Source organism: Micromonospora fluostatini (assembly GCF_050410825.1).
Taxonomy (GTDB): domain Bacteria; phylum Actinomycetota; class Actinomycetes; order Mycobacteriales; family Micromonosporaceae; genus Micromonospora; species Micromonospora rosaria.
The window spans coordinates 1,583,859-1,598,503 of record NZ_CP191251.1 but is presented as its reverse complement, the minus strand read 5'-3'; the positions used below and the strand labels follow the sequence as shown (position 1 = coordinate 1,598,503).

At 75.3% G+C, this 14,645-nt stretch carries 14 protein-coding genes; 6 read left to right on the top strand and 8 right to left on the bottom strand.

Annotation, left to right across the window (positions count from 1 at the left end):
* Positions 1-81: 81 nt before the first annotated feature.
* Genes ACQUFX_RS06710 through ACQUFX_RS06685 form a run of 6 tightly spaced genes read right to left on the bottom strand, consistent with a single transcriptional unit; the run spans position 82 to position 4,590 of the window.
* Positions 82-804, bottom strand: a complete 723-nt coding sequence (locus ACQUFX_RS06710; RefSeq protein WP_428965156.1) for an urease accessory protein UreD — start codon at positions 802-804, stop codon at positions 82-84.
* Positions 804-1,577, bottom strand: a complete 774-nt coding sequence (gene ureG / locus ACQUFX_RS06705) for an urease accessory protein UreG (protein ID WP_428965155.1) — start codon at positions 1,575-1,577, stop codon at positions 804-806. Before ureG ends, ACQUFX_RS06710 begins: the two co-directional genes overlap by 1 nt.
* Positions 1,567-2,250 carry an urease accessory protein UreF gene (locus ACQUFX_RS06700; protein ID WP_428965154.1) on the bottom strand — a complete coding sequence of 228 codons (684 nt, stop codon included), beginning with the start codon at positions 2,248-2,250 and terminating at the stop codon, positions 1,567-1,569. The genes ureG and ACQUFX_RS06700 overlap by 11 nt, the downstream gene beginning before the upstream one ends.
* A complete protein-coding gene (locus ACQUFX_RS06695; RefSeq protein ID WP_428965153.1) occupies positions 2,250-3,953 on the bottom strand; it encodes an urease subunit alpha in 1,704 nt (567 codons plus the stop codon). Before ACQUFX_RS06695 ends, ACQUFX_RS06700 begins: the two co-directional genes overlap by 1 nt.
* Positions 3,950-4,291, bottom strand: coding sequence for an urease subunit beta (locus ACQUFX_RS06690; protein WP_428965152.1), 342 nt, complete (start codon positions 4,289-4,291; stop codon positions 3,950-3,952). Before ACQUFX_RS06690 ends, ACQUFX_RS06695 begins: the two co-directional genes overlap by 4 nt.
* Entirely contained in the window at positions 4,288-4,590 is a 303-nt protein-coding gene (locus ACQUFX_RS06685; RefSeq protein WP_428965151.1) for an urease subunit gamma, read from the bottom strand. Before ACQUFX_RS06685 ends, ACQUFX_RS06690 begins: the two co-directional genes overlap by 4 nt.
* A 432-nt stretch (positions 4,591-5,022) precedes the next feature.
* On the opposite strand from ACQUFX_RS06685, the gene ACQUFX_RS06680 reads away from it, so the two are divergent.
* Genes ACQUFX_RS06680 through ACQUFX_RS06655 form a run of 6 tightly spaced genes read left to right on the top strand, consistent with a single transcriptional unit; the run spans position 5,023 to position 11,176 of the window.
* Complete coding sequence (locus ACQUFX_RS06680) at positions 5,023-5,955, top strand: STM4015 family protein (protein ID WP_428965150.1); 933 nt, start codon at positions 5,023-5,025, stop codon at positions 5,953-5,955.
* Between the two features lie 4 nt (positions 5,956-5,959).
* Positions 5,960-6,910: an STM4015 family protein gene (locus ACQUFX_RS06675; RefSeq protein WP_428965149.1), complete on the top strand. Its 951-nt coding sequence runs from the start codon at positions 5,960-5,962 to the stop codon at positions 6,908-6,910.
* A 3-nt stretch (positions 6,911-6,913) separates the two neighbouring features.
* Positions 6,914-8,113, top strand: a complete 1,200-nt coding sequence (locus ACQUFX_RS06670; RefSeq protein ID WP_428965148.1) for an STM4014 family protein — start codon at positions 6,914-6,916, stop codon at positions 8,111-8,113.
* Positions 8,101-8,904 (top strand): STM4013/SEN3800 family hydrolase, encoded by an 804-nt coding sequence (locus tag ACQUFX_RS06665; protein ID WP_428965147.1) that lies wholly within the window; start codon positions 8,101-8,103, stop codon positions 8,902-8,904. The genes ACQUFX_RS06670 and ACQUFX_RS06665 overlap by 13 nt, the downstream gene beginning before the upstream one ends.
* The gene (locus tag ACQUFX_RS06660) at positions 8,901-10,226 is read left to right on the top strand and encodes an STM4012 family radical SAM protein (RefSeq protein ID WP_428965146.1); all 1,326 of its coding nucleotides are present in this window, start codon (positions 8,901-8,903) and stop codon (positions 10,224-10,226) included. The genes ACQUFX_RS06665 and ACQUFX_RS06660 overlap by 4 nt, the downstream gene beginning before the upstream one ends.
* Positions 10,223-11,176: an STM4011 family radical SAM protein gene (locus tag ACQUFX_RS06655; protein ID WP_428965145.1), complete on the top strand. Its 954-nt coding sequence runs from the start codon at positions 10,223-10,225 to the stop codon at positions 11,174-11,176. The genes ACQUFX_RS06660 and ACQUFX_RS06655 overlap by 4 nt, the downstream gene beginning before the upstream one ends.
* Here the strand turns inward: ACQUFX_RS06655 and ACQUFX_RS06650 are convergent.
* Together ACQUFX_RS06650 and ACQUFX_RS06645 are read right to left on the bottom strand one after the other, a co-directional pair.
* Positions 11,137-12,465, bottom strand: coding sequence for an MFS transporter (locus ACQUFX_RS06650; RefSeq protein ID WP_428965144.1), 1,329 nt, complete (start codon positions 12,463-12,465; stop codon positions 11,137-11,139). The two genes, ACQUFX_RS06655 and ACQUFX_RS06650, sit on opposite strands and share 40 nt — an antisense overlap.
* A gap of 210 nt (positions 12,466-12,675) precedes the next feature.
* Positions 12,676-14,508: a right-handed parallel beta-helix repeat-containing protein gene (locus tag ACQUFX_RS06645; protein WP_428965143.1), complete on the bottom strand. Its 1,833-nt coding sequence runs from the start codon at positions 14,506-14,508 to the stop codon at positions 12,676-12,678.
* Between the last annotated feature and the right edge of the window lie 137 nt (positions 14,509-14,645).

Below are 14,645 nucleotides of genomic sequence, written 5' to 3'. Positions count from 1 at the left end.
ATCGACGGTGCCCGGCGGGGCCGGGCCGACGGAGGGCGCTCCCCACCGTCCACGGACGACACCCCGCCGGGTTCTCGACGCTCAGGGTTCCAGGTGGGATCGAAGGGTGTGGGCGTCGGGGGCGATGGCGGTCCAGAGGGTCGCCGGTCCCCCGGCCAGCGGCAGCCGGGCGGCGGTGCCCCCCGGGTGCACCCAGGGGGGTTCGGCGGGCCGCTCCGGGTGCAGCACCAGCAGGGACCCGGTGGCCGGGGCCCCGCCGAGGACCGCCGGCCCGGACCAGCCCGGGGCCTGCGGCCCCACCGCGAGGGTCTGCCGCAGCAGGGGCCGACCGGCGAGGTCGACGACGGTGTGCAGCACCGCGTCGCCCGGGTCCTCGGCGTGCCGGCCGCAGATCAGCTCGTCCCGCCAGGTGAGGGTGGCTCCCTCGGCCACCTCCACCCGCGACTCGGCGAGGTGCGCGCAGCCGGCCGCCGCGACCGTCTGCTCGGGCAGCCAGTGCAGGGCCGCCCCGGAGTGGACCCGGGCCGACACCACCATCCGGGAGGTGGCCCCGGCCCGGCCGGGCAGGGCCACCGAGGCGGCGACGGTGTGCACCCGCACCGCCGCCCCGCTGGTCACCTCGATCTCCAGCCGCAGGTCGTCCCCGGCCAGGGGGCCGGCCGCCGCGCCGACGACGTACACCTCGGCGACCGGGCCCCGGTGCCCGGTGCGGCGCAGCAGCAGCGGGGGCTCCCCGGTCAGCTCGGCCAGCCGGGTGCCGCCCCGCCCGTCGGGGTGGGCCACCAGCCGGGCGACCGCCTTCATCAGCCCCGACCGGCCGGTACCCCGGTGGCCGGGGCCGCCCGGTGGTGGGCCAGTTCGTGACGGACCCAGTCGGCGACCTGCCCGGCCTGCCGGTCCTGCACGATCGAGAGGAAGACCGTGGGCAGGTCCCCCCGGCGGGCCCGGGAGTCCCGGTCCATCACCCCCAGGTCGGCACCGACCAGCGGGGCCAGGTCGGTCTTGTTGATGACCAGCAGGTCGGCGGCGGTGACCCCGGGCCCGCCCTTGCGGGGCACCTTGTCTCCGCCGGCCACGTCGACCACGAAGATCTGCCGGTCCACCAGGCCCCGGCTGAAGGTGGCGGTCAGGTTGTCCCCGCCGCTCTCCACCAGCACCAGGTCCAGGGCGCCGAAGGTCTCCTCCAACTCGTCCACCGCGTCGAGGTTGGCCCCGATGTCGTCGCGGATGGCGGTGTGCGGGCAGCAGCCGGTCTCCACCGCCCGGATCCGGTCGGGGTCCAGCACCCCGGCCCGGCGCAGGAAGTCGGCGTCCTCGGTGGTGTAGATGTCGTTGGTCACCACCCCCAGGCGCAGTTCCCCGGCGAAGGCCCGGCACAGGGCGGCCACCAGGGCGGTCTTGCCGGATCCCACCGGCCCCCCGATGCCGACCCGCAGGGCCCGGCCGGCGCCGGCCAGGGGGGCGTGCGGGTCGACCCCGGGCTCGGGGTGGGTGTGTGGAACGGTCTCGTCGTGCTCGGGGTACCCGGTCTGCGGTTTCGGTCGAGGACGCGGCGACGGGTTCGGTTCAGGACGCAAAGAGACGCACCTCCCAGGTGGCGTGGACTTCGGCGTGGATGTCGGCGAGGGGGGCGGCGGCGGCCGGCAGCCGCCAGGGTGGTTCCCCGGCGGCCCGGTCCGCCTCGGCGGCGGTCCGGTCGCAGGCGGCGGCCAGGTCCACCAGCAGGGCCTGCACCCGGTACGGGTCCAGGCCCAGCAGCCGGACCCCGGCGCTGGCCGCCCCGGTCACCGTCTGGTAGGCGGCGGTCAGGGCGGTCTCGGCGCGGGTGAGTCCGGCGGCGGCGGCCACCACCCCCAGCACCAGGGGCTGGTGGGGTCCGCCCCCGGCGGTGGGCAGGTCGGTGAACTCGGCGGCGGGCCAGACGGAGCGTCCGGCCCGCAGCAGGGCCCGGCCCTGCCGGCGGGACACCCGGCGCAGGGCCTCGGCGGCGGTCCGGGCGTCCAGCTCCGCGTCGAGCAGGGCCAGCAGCCCCGCCCGGTCCGGCTGCCCGGCCGCCCGGTGGGCCGCCGCCGCGAAGGCCGCCCCGACCAGCCCGGCGGTGGCCAGCCGGCCCCGCAGGAAGGCGGCCAGGGTGGCCAAATCGGAGACCCGCCCGGCCCCGACGGCGGCCTCCAACCCTCCGGAGTGGGCGTGGGCCCCCGCCGGGAACCGGCCGTCGGCCAGGAGCAGCAGCAGGGTCGACGGGGTCATCAGAACAGGAAGTACCGCTGGGCCATCGGCAGCTCCGCCACCGGGTCCGGCTCCACCGTCTCCCCGTCGATCCGGACGGTGAAGGTGTCCGGGTCGACCTCGATGCGGGGCATGGCGGCGTTGTTCGGCAGGTCGGCCTTGCCCCGGGACCGTACGTCGGCCACCGGCACCACCCGCCGCCGCACGTCCATTCGCAGTCCGGCCTCGATCGCCGCCGGGGCCACGAAGGTCAGGCTGGTGGCGGCGGCCGGTACCGGCTGGGCTCCGAACATCGGGCGGGGCAGCATCGGCTGGGGCGTGGGGATGGAGGCGTTGGCGTCGCCCATCTGGGCGTACGCGATCATCCCGCCCTTGAGCACCAGCAGCGGGCGTACCCCGAAGAAGGCCGGCTCCCACAGCACCAGGTCGGCGAGCTTGCCCGGCTCCACCGACCCCACCTCCGCGTCCAGGCCGTTGGCCATCGCCGCGCAGATGGTGTACTTGGCGACGTACCGGCGGGCCCGGTGGTTGTCCGCCCGCCCGTCCCCGGGCAGCGCACCGACCCGGTTCTTCATCACGTGGGCGCTCTGCCAGGTGCGCAGCACCACCTCCCCGATCCGCCCCATGGCCTGCGAGTCCGACCCGATGATGGAGATCGCGCCCAGGTCGTGCAGCAGGTCCTCGGCGGCCATCGTGGACGGCCGGATCCGGCTCTCCGCGAAGGCCAGGTCCTCCGGCACCGCCGGGTTGAGGTGGTGGCAGACCATCAGCATGTCCAGGTGCTCGGCCAGGGTGTTGCGGGTGTACGGCCGGGTCGGGTTGGTCGACGAGGGCAGCACGTTCGGCTCGCTGGCCACGGTGATGATGTCCGGCGCGTGCCCGCCCCCGGCCCCCTCGGTGTGGTACGAGTGGATCGCCCGGCCGCCGATGGCGCGCAGCGTGTCGGCCACGAACCCGGCTTCGTTGAGGGTGTCGGTGTGGATCGACACCTGCACCCCGGAGGCGTCGGCGACCCGCAGGCAGGCGTCGATCGCGGCCGGGGTGGTCCCCCAGTCCTCGTGCAGCTTGAACCCGCCGGCCCCGGCCCGCAACTGCTCCCACAGCGCCTCGGGGGAGACGGTGTTGCCCTTGCCGAGCAGCAGCACGTTCACCGGGTAGCCGTCCAGCGCCTCGTGCATCCGGGCCAGGTGCCAGGCGTTCGGGGTGACCGTGGTGGCCCGGGTGCCCTCGGCCGGCCCGGTGCCGCCGCCGACCAGGGTGGTGATGCCGGAGGCCAACGCCTCGGTGACGAGTTGCGGGCAGATGAAGTGGACGTGGGTGTCCACCGCCCCGGCGGTGAGGATCCGGCCGTTGCCGGCGATCACCTCGGTGGCCGGGCCGATGACCAGGTCCGGGTGCACGCCCGGCATGGTGTCCGGGTTGCCGGCCCGGCCGATCGCCACGATCCGGCCGTCGCGCAGCCCCACGTCGGCCTTGACGACGCCCCAGTGGTCGAGGATCACCGCCCCGGTGATCACGGTGTCCAGGGCCCCCTCGGCGCGGGTGGCGCGGGACTGGCCCATCGACTCGCGGATCACCTTCCCGCCGCCGAAGACCACCTCGTCCCCACCGGCACAGTGGTCGGTCTCCACCTCGATCAGCAGGTTGGTGTCGGCCAGCCGGATCCGGTCGCCGGTGGTCGGGCCGTACAGGTCGACGTAGCGGTCACGGTCCACGAAGCTCATCGGTGTGCTCCCCCCTGCGGGTGGGCCGGGTCGTCCAGCGGGCCCCCGCACTCGCCGCGCAGGCCGGGCACGATCCGGGCCCCGCCCAGCGGCACCAGGTCGACGCTGCGGCTGACCCCCGGCTCGAAGCGCACCGACGTCCCCGCCGGGACGGCGAGCCGCTGTCCCCAGGCGGCGGCCCGGTCGAAGTCCAGCGCCGGGTTGGTCTCGGCGAAGTGGTAGTGCGAGCCGACCTGCACCGGCCGGTCGGCGGTGTTGACCACCAGCAGGGTGGTCACCGGCCGACCCGCGTTGATCTCCACCGGCCCCTCGGCGGGCAGGATCTCCCCGGGGATCACGGAATCGGGTGGTGCACCGTCACCAACTTGGTGCCGTCCGGGAACGTCGCCTCCACCTGCACCTCCCTCAGCAACTCGGGGATGCCGTCCTGGACGTCGTCGCGGTCGAGCACGCCACGACCGGCGGACATCAGGTCGACCACCGACCGGCCGTCCCGGGCCCCCTCCAGCAGGAACGCGGTGATCACGGCGACGGCCTCGGGGTAGTTGAGTCGCAGGCCACGCTCGCGGCGCCGACGGGCGACGTCGGCGGCGACGTGGACGAGCAGGCGCTCCTGCTCGTGCGGGGTGAGATGCACGGGTGGCTCCCGGTGGGGGTCGGCGTGTCCCGGCCCGCCGCCGACGGTGCGGCGTCCCACCGGCCCGCACACGGGACGGGTGGGGAACCCCGGGCGGCGATGCCCGGGAGACGAGCAGGGGGTCACACGACCACTGGAGGGCGCTGGCGGGGAACCCGGGACTCCACCATCCCGGCCCGCGCGGGGCGCCACGCAGCGGTCTCGGATCGGATGCGGACCGCACCGCGCCAACCGCTGAGCAGACGGTAGAGGATCGGCGGCCGGCGGGGCAAGACGGTCCCGGTGGACCGGCCCACCCCGGCGGTGCCGGTCCACCGGCCCGCCGTATGGTCGGTCCGGCGCGGGTACCGCAGGTCACGTCGCTGCCGAGCGACGTGTCGGGGGCGGCTGTTACGGTCGCGCCGCCGTTGCAGAGGAAGCCGGAGGTTCGGTGTGATCGTCTCCCACCTGTCGTCGTTCGCCGGGCTCGACGTGGTGCCCTTCGACCCGGGGATGGCCCTGCCGGAGGAGCTGCCACCGGTCGCCTGGCGGCTTGAGGTCGAGGACTTCGACGCCGATCCCGAGGAGTTCGCCGCGCTCGTCGCGGCGTTCCGCGCCGAGGTGCCCGCCGAGGCGGTCCAGGCGATCGTGCTCGGCGAGTGGGGCTCAACCTACGAGTCGCCCGCCCCGCTCGGGTTGCTGGTCGAGGCCGCCGGCGAGTGGACCGCGCTGCGGCACCTGTTCGTCGCCGACCTGATCAGCGAGCAGTGCGAGATCTCCTGGATCACCCACGACGACCTCACCCCGCTGCTGCGGGCGTACCCCGAGCTGACGACCCTGTGGGTGCGCGGCGGGCACGAGCTGCGGCTGGAGCCGCTGCGCCACGACGGGCTGCGGGAGCTGGTCGTCCAGACCGGTGGCCTGCCCGGCTCGGTGAGCCGCGCGGTGGCCGGCTGCGACCTGCCCGGGCTGCGCCGGCTCGACCTGTGGCTGGGCCGGCCGGACTACGAGGGCGACACCACCGTGGACGACCTCGCCGAGGTGCTGGCCGGGAGCCGGCTGCCGGCGCTGCGCCACCTGGCGCTCTGCAACGCCGAGGACGCCGACGAGGTGACCCGCGCGGTCGCCGACGCCCCGGTCGTGCGGCAGCTCGAGGTGCTCGACCTGTCCAAGGGGGTGCTCACCGACGTCGGCGGCGAGGCCCTGCTGGCCGGGCAGCCCCTGACCCACCTGCGCCGGCTCGACCTGAGCCACCACTTCCTCTCCGAGGAGTGCGCGGCCCGGCTGGTCGCCGCGCTGCCCGGCGTCGACGTCGACGTCTCCGACCGCCAGGAGGTCCAGGTGTACGGCGCCCGCGAGTACCGGTTCACCGCGGTCGGGGAGTGAAGGGATGACCTTCTCCGCGCACGCCACCACGTTCGCCGGCCGCCCGGTGGTCGAGGTGCCGGTGGACGGCCCGCTGCCCACCGTGGAAGCTCCGGTGGCCTGGCGGCTCAGCGTCCCCGAGTACGACACGCGGGACGGCAACGTGCCGTCGGACGCCTTCGCCGCCGCCTTCGAGCGGTTCGTCGCGCAGGCCGGCCCACAGGTGGAGGCCCTGGTCGTCGGCGCGTGGGGGTACGCGGCGTTCAACACCGCCCCGATCGCGCAGCTCCGCGCGGCGGCGCCCCGGCTGCCCGCGCTGCGCGCGCTCTTCCTCGGCGACATGATCTTCGAGGAGTGCGAGATCTCCTGGATGATGGTGGGCGACGTGAGCCCGCTGCTGACCGCGTACCCCGCGCTGGAGGTGCTGCGGGTGCGCGGCGGCCAGGACTTCCGCTTCTCCCCCGTGCGGCACGCCGGCCTGCGGGAGCTGGCGGTGGAGAGCGGCGGGTTGGCCCCGGCCTTCGTCCACGCGGTGCTCGACTCCGACCTGCCCGCCCTGACCGACCTGGAGCTGTGGCTGGGCGACTCCTCCTACGGCGGCGACACCACCGGGGAGGATCTGGCCCCGCTGCTGGCCGGGGAGCGCTTCCCCGCCCTGCGCCGGCTAAGGTTGCGCAACGCCGAGCACGCCGACGACCTCGCCGAGGCGGTGGCGACCGCCCCGGTGCTCGCCCGGCTGGAGCGCCTGGACATGTCCATGGGCACGCTCGGTGACCGGGGTGCGCGGGCGCTGCTGGCCGGCGGGGCGCTGACCCACCTCGCCGAGCTGGACCTGCACCGGCACTACGTCACCGAGCAGGTCGCGGCGGAGGTCGCCGCCGGGCTGCCCGGGGTCCGGGTGGACCTGTCCGACCCGCAGGAGGAGGACGACGACGAGGACGAGGAGTTCCGTCGGTACGTGGCGGTGGCGGAGTGACCGGTGAGTACGCCGCCCGGCGACCGCACCCGCGCTGACATGCGGCTGACCGTCGTGGGCAACCCGGGCAACCGCCGGGTCACCCTGTTCACCCGGGCCGTCCGGGCCGCCGGACTGTCCCCGCCGGCGGTGCTGCCCTGGGCCGAGGTGCTCACCGGCGCGGCACCCCCCGGCCCCGGCACCCTGGTCCGGGTCGACTCCCCCGGCGAGGACCCCGAGGTGGACCGGCTGCTGCGCGGAGCGGCCCACCCGGCCCGGCACGGCGAGCTGGTCGGCCTCGCCGCCACGTACGCCGGGCTGGTCGGCGGCCTGGCCCGGGTCGCCGCCGGGGGCGCGGACCTGCTCAACGACCCGGCGGAGGTGGCGGTGCTCTGCGACAAGCGGGCCTGCCACGCCCGCCTGACCGCCGCCGGCGTCCCGGTGCCGGCGGCGCTCGGCCCGGTCGACGGGTACGCGGGGCTGCGGGCGGCGATGGCGGCGGCCGGCTGGAGCCGGGTCTTCGTCAAGCCCGCGCACGGTTCCTCGGCGGCCGGGGTGCTCGCCCTCGCCGTCGGCCCGCGCCGGATCCGGGCGGTCACCCCGATCGAGGTGACCCCGGACGGGCTGTTCAACTCGCTGCGGGTGCGCCACTACGACGACGAGGCGACGGTCGCCGCGCTGGTCGACCGGCTCGCCCCGGAGGGGCTGCACGTGGAGCGCTGGCTGCCCAAGGCCGGGCTCGGCGACCGGGTCGTGGACGTGCGGGTGGTGGTCGTCGCCGGGCGCCCCGCGCACGCGGTGGTCCGCGCCGCCCGGGGCCCGCTGACCAACCTGCACCTGGGCAACGCCCGGGGTGACCTGGCCGCGTTGCGCGCCGCCGCCGGGCCGGCCGGGTGGGCGGCGGCGATGCGGACCTGCGAGCGGGTCGCCGCATGCTTCCCGGGCAGCCTGCACGTCGGGGTCGACCTGATGTTCCTGGCCGGGTGGCGGCGGCACGCGGTGGCCGAGGTCAACGCCTTCGGCGACCTGCTGCCCGGGGTGCTCGCCGACGGACGGGACACCTACGCCGCGCAGGTCGACGCGCTGACCAGCGGCCGGTGGGACCGCTGGCGGACGGCGCACCAACCGGTTCCGCCGGGGTCGGCGGCCCTGGACCCGCACGCGGCAGAGCACCCGGCCGCGGCGGCGGAGCCGGGTCGGGAGGTGCTCGCGTGCGGAGCCTGATCGGCAGCCACGACCTGGCCCTGGTCACCCTGGACACACTCCGCTACGACGTGGCGGCGGAGCTGGCCGAGGCGGGGCGGACCCCCCGGCTGACCCGCGCGCTGCCCGGCGGGCGGTGGGAGCGGCGGCACTCGCCGGCCAGCTTCACCTACGCCGCGCACCACGCCTTCTTCGCCGGTTTCCTGCCCACCCCGGACACCCCGGGCCGGCACGAGCGGCTGTACGCGGCGGCCTTCCCCGGCAGCGAGACCGCCGGCGCGGACACCTGGGTCTTCGACGCCGCCGACCTGCCCACCGCCCTGGCGGCGGCCGGGTACCACACCCTCTGCCTGGGCGGGGTGGGCTTCTTCAACCGGCGCAGCCCGCTCGGCGCGGTGCTGCCCGGCCTCTTCGCCGAGGCGCACTGGGAGCCGGCGTTCGGGGTGACCGCCCCGGACTGTGTGGACGCCCAGCTCGACCGGCTGGCCGAGGTGCTGCCCCGGGTCCCGGCCGGGCGACCGCTGTTCACCTTCCTCAACGTGGCCGCGCTGCACCAGCCCAACCGGCACTACCTGCCCGGCGCGACCGTCGACGACCGGGCCAGCCACGCCGCCGCCCTGGAGTACGTCGACGGCCGGGTCGACCGGCTCTTCGCCCTGCTCACCGGCCGGGGCCGGCCGGTGTTCACGATCGTCTGCGCCGACCACGGCACGGCGTACGGGGAGGACGGACACACCGGCCACCGGATCGGCCACGACGTGGTGTGGACCGTCCCCTACGCCCACTTCACCCTGCGACCGGGAGAACGGTGACCAGCATCGACCAGGCGCTGGACGGCTCGCCGTACCAGCAGTACCTGTACGCGTACCCGCACAAGACGTCGTACCGCCCGCTGCGGCCCCGGCCGTTGGTGGCCGACGTGTGGCGCACCGAGCCGCGCGACGCGCTCTTCCTCTACCTGCACGTGCCGTTCTGCGAGATGCGGTGCGGCTTCTGCAACCTGTTCACCCGCGCCGGCGCGCCGGCCGAGCAGGTCACCGCGTACCTGCGGCAGCTACGCCGGCAGGCGGAACGGGTCGCCGACGCGCTCGGCGGCGACGCCGGGTACGCCCGCGCGGCGCTCGGCGGTGGCACCCCGACGTACCTCACCGCCGACGAGCTGGCCGACCTGTTCGACATCGCCACCACGACGATGGGGGCCCGGCTGCCCGGCGTACCGCTGTCGGTGGAGACCTCGCCGGCCACCGCCACCCCGGACCGGCTGGCGGTGCTCGCCGCGCACGGCACCACCCGGGTCAGCATCGGGGTGCAGAGCTTCCTCGACGCCGAGGCCCGCGCCGCCGGCCGGCCGCAGCGCCGCACCGAGGTGGAGACGGCGCTGGGCGCGATCCGGGACGCGGCGATCCCGGTGCTCAACATCGACCTCATCTACGGCATCGACGGGCAGACCGCCGACACCTGGGCCGAGAGCCTGGCCGCCGCGCTGGCCTGGCGGCCGGAGGAGCTGTACCTGTACCCGCTCTACGTCCGGCCGCTGACCGGGCTGGGCCGGCGGGCGCACAGCCGCGACGACTGGGACGGCCAGCGGCTCGACCTGTACCGGCAGGCGGTCCAGACCCTCGGCGCGGCCGGGTACCGGCAGGAGTCGATGCGCCAGTTCCGCCGGGCCGACGTGCCCACCCCGGACGGTCCGGACTACTGCTGCCAGGACGACGGCATGGTGGGGTTGGGCTGCGGGGCCCGCTCGTACACCACCGGCCTGCACTACTCGTTCGACTACGCGGTCAGCGTGACGCAGGTGCGGGCGGTGCTCGACGACTACCTGGCCCGCCCCGCCGACGACTTCCGGCACGCAGAGTTCGGGTACCGGCTCGACGGCGTCGAGCAGCGACGCCGCTGGTTGCTCACCTCGCTGCTGCGGGCCGAGGGGGTGGACGCCGCCGCCTACCGGGCCCGGTTCGGCGCCCCGCCCACCACCGACTTCCCCGAGCTGGCCCGCCTGGTGGCGCGGGGCTGGGCAAGCGCGGGCGGGCTGCGGCTGACCCCGGCGGGGCTGGCCCGCTCCGACGCGATCGGCCCGTGGCTGACCTCCGCGCGGGTCCGAGACGCGATGCGGGGGTACGCGCTGCGGTGAACCTGTCGATCCTCTACCGGGGGCCCCTGGCGAGCTGCAACTACGACTGTCCGTACTGCCCGTTCGCCAAGCGGCGGGACTCGCCGCAGACCCTCGCCGCCGACCGGGCCGCCCTGGAGCGGTTCACCGGCTGGGTGGCGGCCACCACCGACCTGCGGCTGTCGGTGCTGTTCACCCCGTGGGGCGAGGGGCTGACCCGACGCTGGTACCGGGACGCGCTGGTGACCCTGTCGCACCTGTCGCACGTGGAGCGGGCGGTCATCCAGACCAACCTGGCGACCCGGGTGGACTGGCTCGCCGACGCCGACCCGGCCCGGGTGGCGTTGTGGACGACGTACCATCCCGGGCAGGTCACCCGGGAACGGTTCCTGGCCCGCTGCGCCCGCCTGACCGAGCTGGGGGTGCGGTACTCGGTCGGGGTGGTGGGCCTGCCGGAGCACCTGGCCGAGGCGCGGGCGCTGCGCGCCGCCCTGCCCACCGGGGTGTACCTGTGGGTCAACGCCGCCGAGGGCCGGCGGTACGACGCCGCCGAGGAGGCCACCTGGACCGCCCTGGACCCGCTGTTCGGGTACAGCGTCCGGCCGCACCCGTCGCGGGGGCGGTCGTGCCACGCCGGGGAGACGGCGATCTCGGTGGCCGGGGACGGCACGGTGCGCCGCTGCCACTTCGTCCCCGACCCGATCGGCAACCTGTACGACGGGTCGTGGCGGTCCGCGTTGCGGCCCCGCCCGTGCGGCAACGGGACCTGTGACTGCCACATCGGCTACGTGCACCTCAAGCCGTTGGGCCTGCGCGACGTCTTCGCCGGTGGGGTGCTGGAACGGATCCCGGCGGCGTGGCCGCGCCGGCCCGGCCCGCCCGCCGACCGGCCCACCGCCGAGACGACGGGCCGGTTTCTTCCCGTCGTCGGTCAGCCCGGCCCGGCGCGCTCCGGCTCCGGCTCCGGCTGACCGACGGCCCCACCACGCCCCGGCGCCGGCCCACCGGCGGCCGGCCCGGCGCTCGCCGGCTGCGGCCCCGGCCCCGACTGTGGCCCCGGGGTGGTGGGTCCGCCGCGCAGGCTCGACCGGTACATCACGAGCAGGCCGACCAGCACGACGCCGGCCAGGGCGGCACAGACGGCGAAGGTGGTCGGGATCGAGGTGGCGCCCTGCACCGGCCCGAGCACCAGCGGCGAGACGAACTGCCCGGTGAAGGTGGCGGTGGCCAGCACGGCCGTGGCCTGGCCCCGCTGGTGCGGCGGCACCTGCTCGCCCACCATCAGGGTCAGCGCGGGCACCGCCAGCCCCATCCCGATACCGAAGATCGAGGGCGCGACCAGGAACAGGACCGGCAGGTCGGTCACCGCCAGGATCACCAGCGCCACCGTCCACGTGGCGAAGGAGCCGATCACCAGGCGGGGGTTGCCGAGCCGGGCCCGCAGCGGCGCGTAGCCGAGGCCGACCACGCTCATCACCAGCGACATCGTCGCGGTGAACAGCGCCACCGTGAACGGGTTGGTGACCCCGATCTCGGCCAGCCGCAGCGGCAGGAAGACCAACACGCCGTAGAGCAGGCCGCTGGCCACGAACTGGAGCCCGCAGAGCACCAGGACGCCGGCGGGCACGCTGAACAGCCGCCGTGGCTTCCCGCCACCGGGTACCGGGTGCGGGGCGCTGTCCGGCAGCAGCCGCAGCACCGCCAGGCCGAGCGGCAGGCCCAACAGGTAGACCGCGAAGGGGGCGTGCCAGGAGATCGCCCCGAGCGCACCGCCGACCAGGGGGAAGAAGATGCCGCCGAGGCTGATCGCGGTGCCCCGGTAGCCCATCGCCCGGTCCCGGGCCGCGCCGTCGAACAGGTTCAGCAGGCTCAGGGTGGTGCCGGTGAAGATCACCGCGGCGCCGACGCCGAAGACCAGCCGGCTGGCGATCAGCACCGGATAGGAGGTGACGACCATGCCCGCCGCCCCGGCGACGCCGTAGAGCAGCAGGCCGGCGGCGAGCGGCCCGCGCACGCCCCACCGGTCCATCGCCTTGCCGATGACCGGCCCGGAGACGGCCAGGGAGAGTCCGTGGGCGGTGAGGATGAGGCCGGCGGCACCCGAGCTGAGGCCGAGGTCGGCCCGGATCAGCTCGATGACCGGGACGAGCACCGCGCCGGCCATGACGGTCAGCGTCGAGGCCAGCAGCAGGACGGTGAGGGTCGACCGGTCACCCCGGGGCCCGACCGACGCGGAAACCGCCGCGTCCGGGCCCTTCACCGCCCGGCCCCGGTGGGTACGACGGCACGGGTTCGGCGCACGGCGGGCTGCCGCCGGGCACGGCGGAGCGGAGCGACGGTCATCGGATCAGCATTCACCGTGAGCGATCGGAGGGTCAAGTTTGTTCAACGCGTGTACCACGAGACTTCCATTCCGGTGGCGCGGCCGACGGTGTGGACCGTCGGCCGCGCCACTGCCGCCGCCTGGCGGTCAGAGCCGGGCGCCCACGTCGGCGCCGGTGCTGGGCCGCAGGAACGTCGAGGTCGCGATGGTGCCGTCCGCCGCGCGGGGGCCGGTGATCGTCGCCGGGTCGGTGCTCACCAGGGGCCAGGTGCCGCCCAGGTTCCAGGAGTTGTTCGTGCCGGTGGAGCTGCCCAGCGAGGCGTTGCTGCCGGCGTTGCCGACCGACAGGTTGCGGTGGAGCGTCGACGTGGACCGGGAGACGTTGAAGCCGTCCCTGCCGTTGTCCCAGGCGGTGTTCCGCTCGAAGACCAGGGTGCCCGGGTTGCCGTTGTCGATGAAGCCGCTGGCCGAGTTGTCCCAGGCCATGCTGTTGCGGGTGACGTGGTTGACGGCCGGTCGGGGGTCGGAGCCGCCGCCGTTCTTGAACCCGTTGCCGTCCCCGGTGTAGTGGGGCAGGTTCCAGCGGTTGTACCCGTTGCCGTAGGCGACGCTGTTCTCGACCGTGATCGGGCTCAGGAAGAGCCAGGCGTCGAAGCCGTCGTCGGCGTTGTTCCACAGTCGCGCGCCCCGGACCACGTTGCCGCTGCCGGAGCCCTCCTTGATGGCCAGCCCGTCCGCGCTCTCGCCGTTCTTGCGCGGGTCACGGTTGCCGTAGCTGTCCAGGTTGACGATCTGGTTCCCCGACGAGCTGCCCTGCAGGTGCAGGCCGGACTCGTAGTTGTCCCGGGTGACCAGCCGCTCGTACCGGCCGTTGTTGGTGTCCACGCCGAAGATGCCGTACGGGCCGTTGATGATCTCCAGGCCGACGAACCGCCACCAGTCGCCCTCGACGTGCAGGGCGCCCCGGTCGGCCCGGGGGATGCTGGAGTCCACCGCCCCCGGGGTGTACGGCATGTTCTCCCCGTCGATGACCACCCGCTCGTTCCGGTACGCGGTGAGGGTGATCGGCTGCGACGCGGTGCCGTCCTTGAGGATCTTGATGGTGACGCCCGGCGCGTAGGTGCCACCCCGCACGGCGATGGTGCCGCCGGGCTGGACCAGGTCGTGGGCGCGCTGGATGGTGCGCAGCGGCCGGGCCAGGGTGCCCGGGTTGGCGTCGGCGCCGGTGGTGGCCACGACCAGGGTGCCGGCGGCCGGCGGCGGGGTGGTCACCGGCGGCGTGGTGGGTGGCGGGGTCGTGGGTGGCGGCGTGGTCGGCGGCGGGGTGGTGCCGCCCGGCGGGGTGGTCGGCGGGGTGCCGCCACCGGTGTCGACCACCACGTCGTCGAAGGTGGCCGAGGAGTACGCGGTCTGCAGGCCGATCCGCCCGGCGCTGCTCAGCGAGTTGCTGGCCTGGCCGACCGGGGCACCGTCCACGGTGCCCCGGACGGTGCTGCCACTGACCTCGATGGCGAGGCTGTACCAGGTACCGGTGGCCACGGGCCGGGAGGCGGTGCCCAGCACGGTGACCGCACTGCCGCTGACCGCCTGCAACTGGACCTGGTTGGCGGGGAGCAGGGCCAGCCGGTAGAAGGTCGTGGACCCGGAGGCACGGGCGAGCAGGCTGACGTGTCCACCGGCACCGAGGCTGACCGGCTTGACCCGGGCCCGCACGGTGTACCCGGTCCACCCGGTGCTACCGGCGAAGAAGCGGGCGTTCTCGCTGCCGGCGTTGGACTGGCGGACGGCCGGGGAGCCGTCGGTGACGACGGACCAGGTGCCGCCGGACTTGGACCAGCCCCCGGTGTCGCCGTCGGTGAAGTCGTCGCTGAAGAGGGTGGCGGCGGAGGCGGTGGAGGCGGTGGCGGCCACCAGGGCGAGCGCGGGCGCGAGCACCGCGACCAGGGAGAGGGCCAGCCGACGCTGGCGGGACGGGCGCATGGGGCGTACCTCCGGGGACGGGGGTGGTGCCGGGCGGTGGTGGAGCAGGGTGGTGGGAGCCGCAGGACGACGCCGCAGGAAAGCGCTTTCTCACGCACGCTACGAGCAGGCATTCAACCCTGTCAACTCCCACCGCC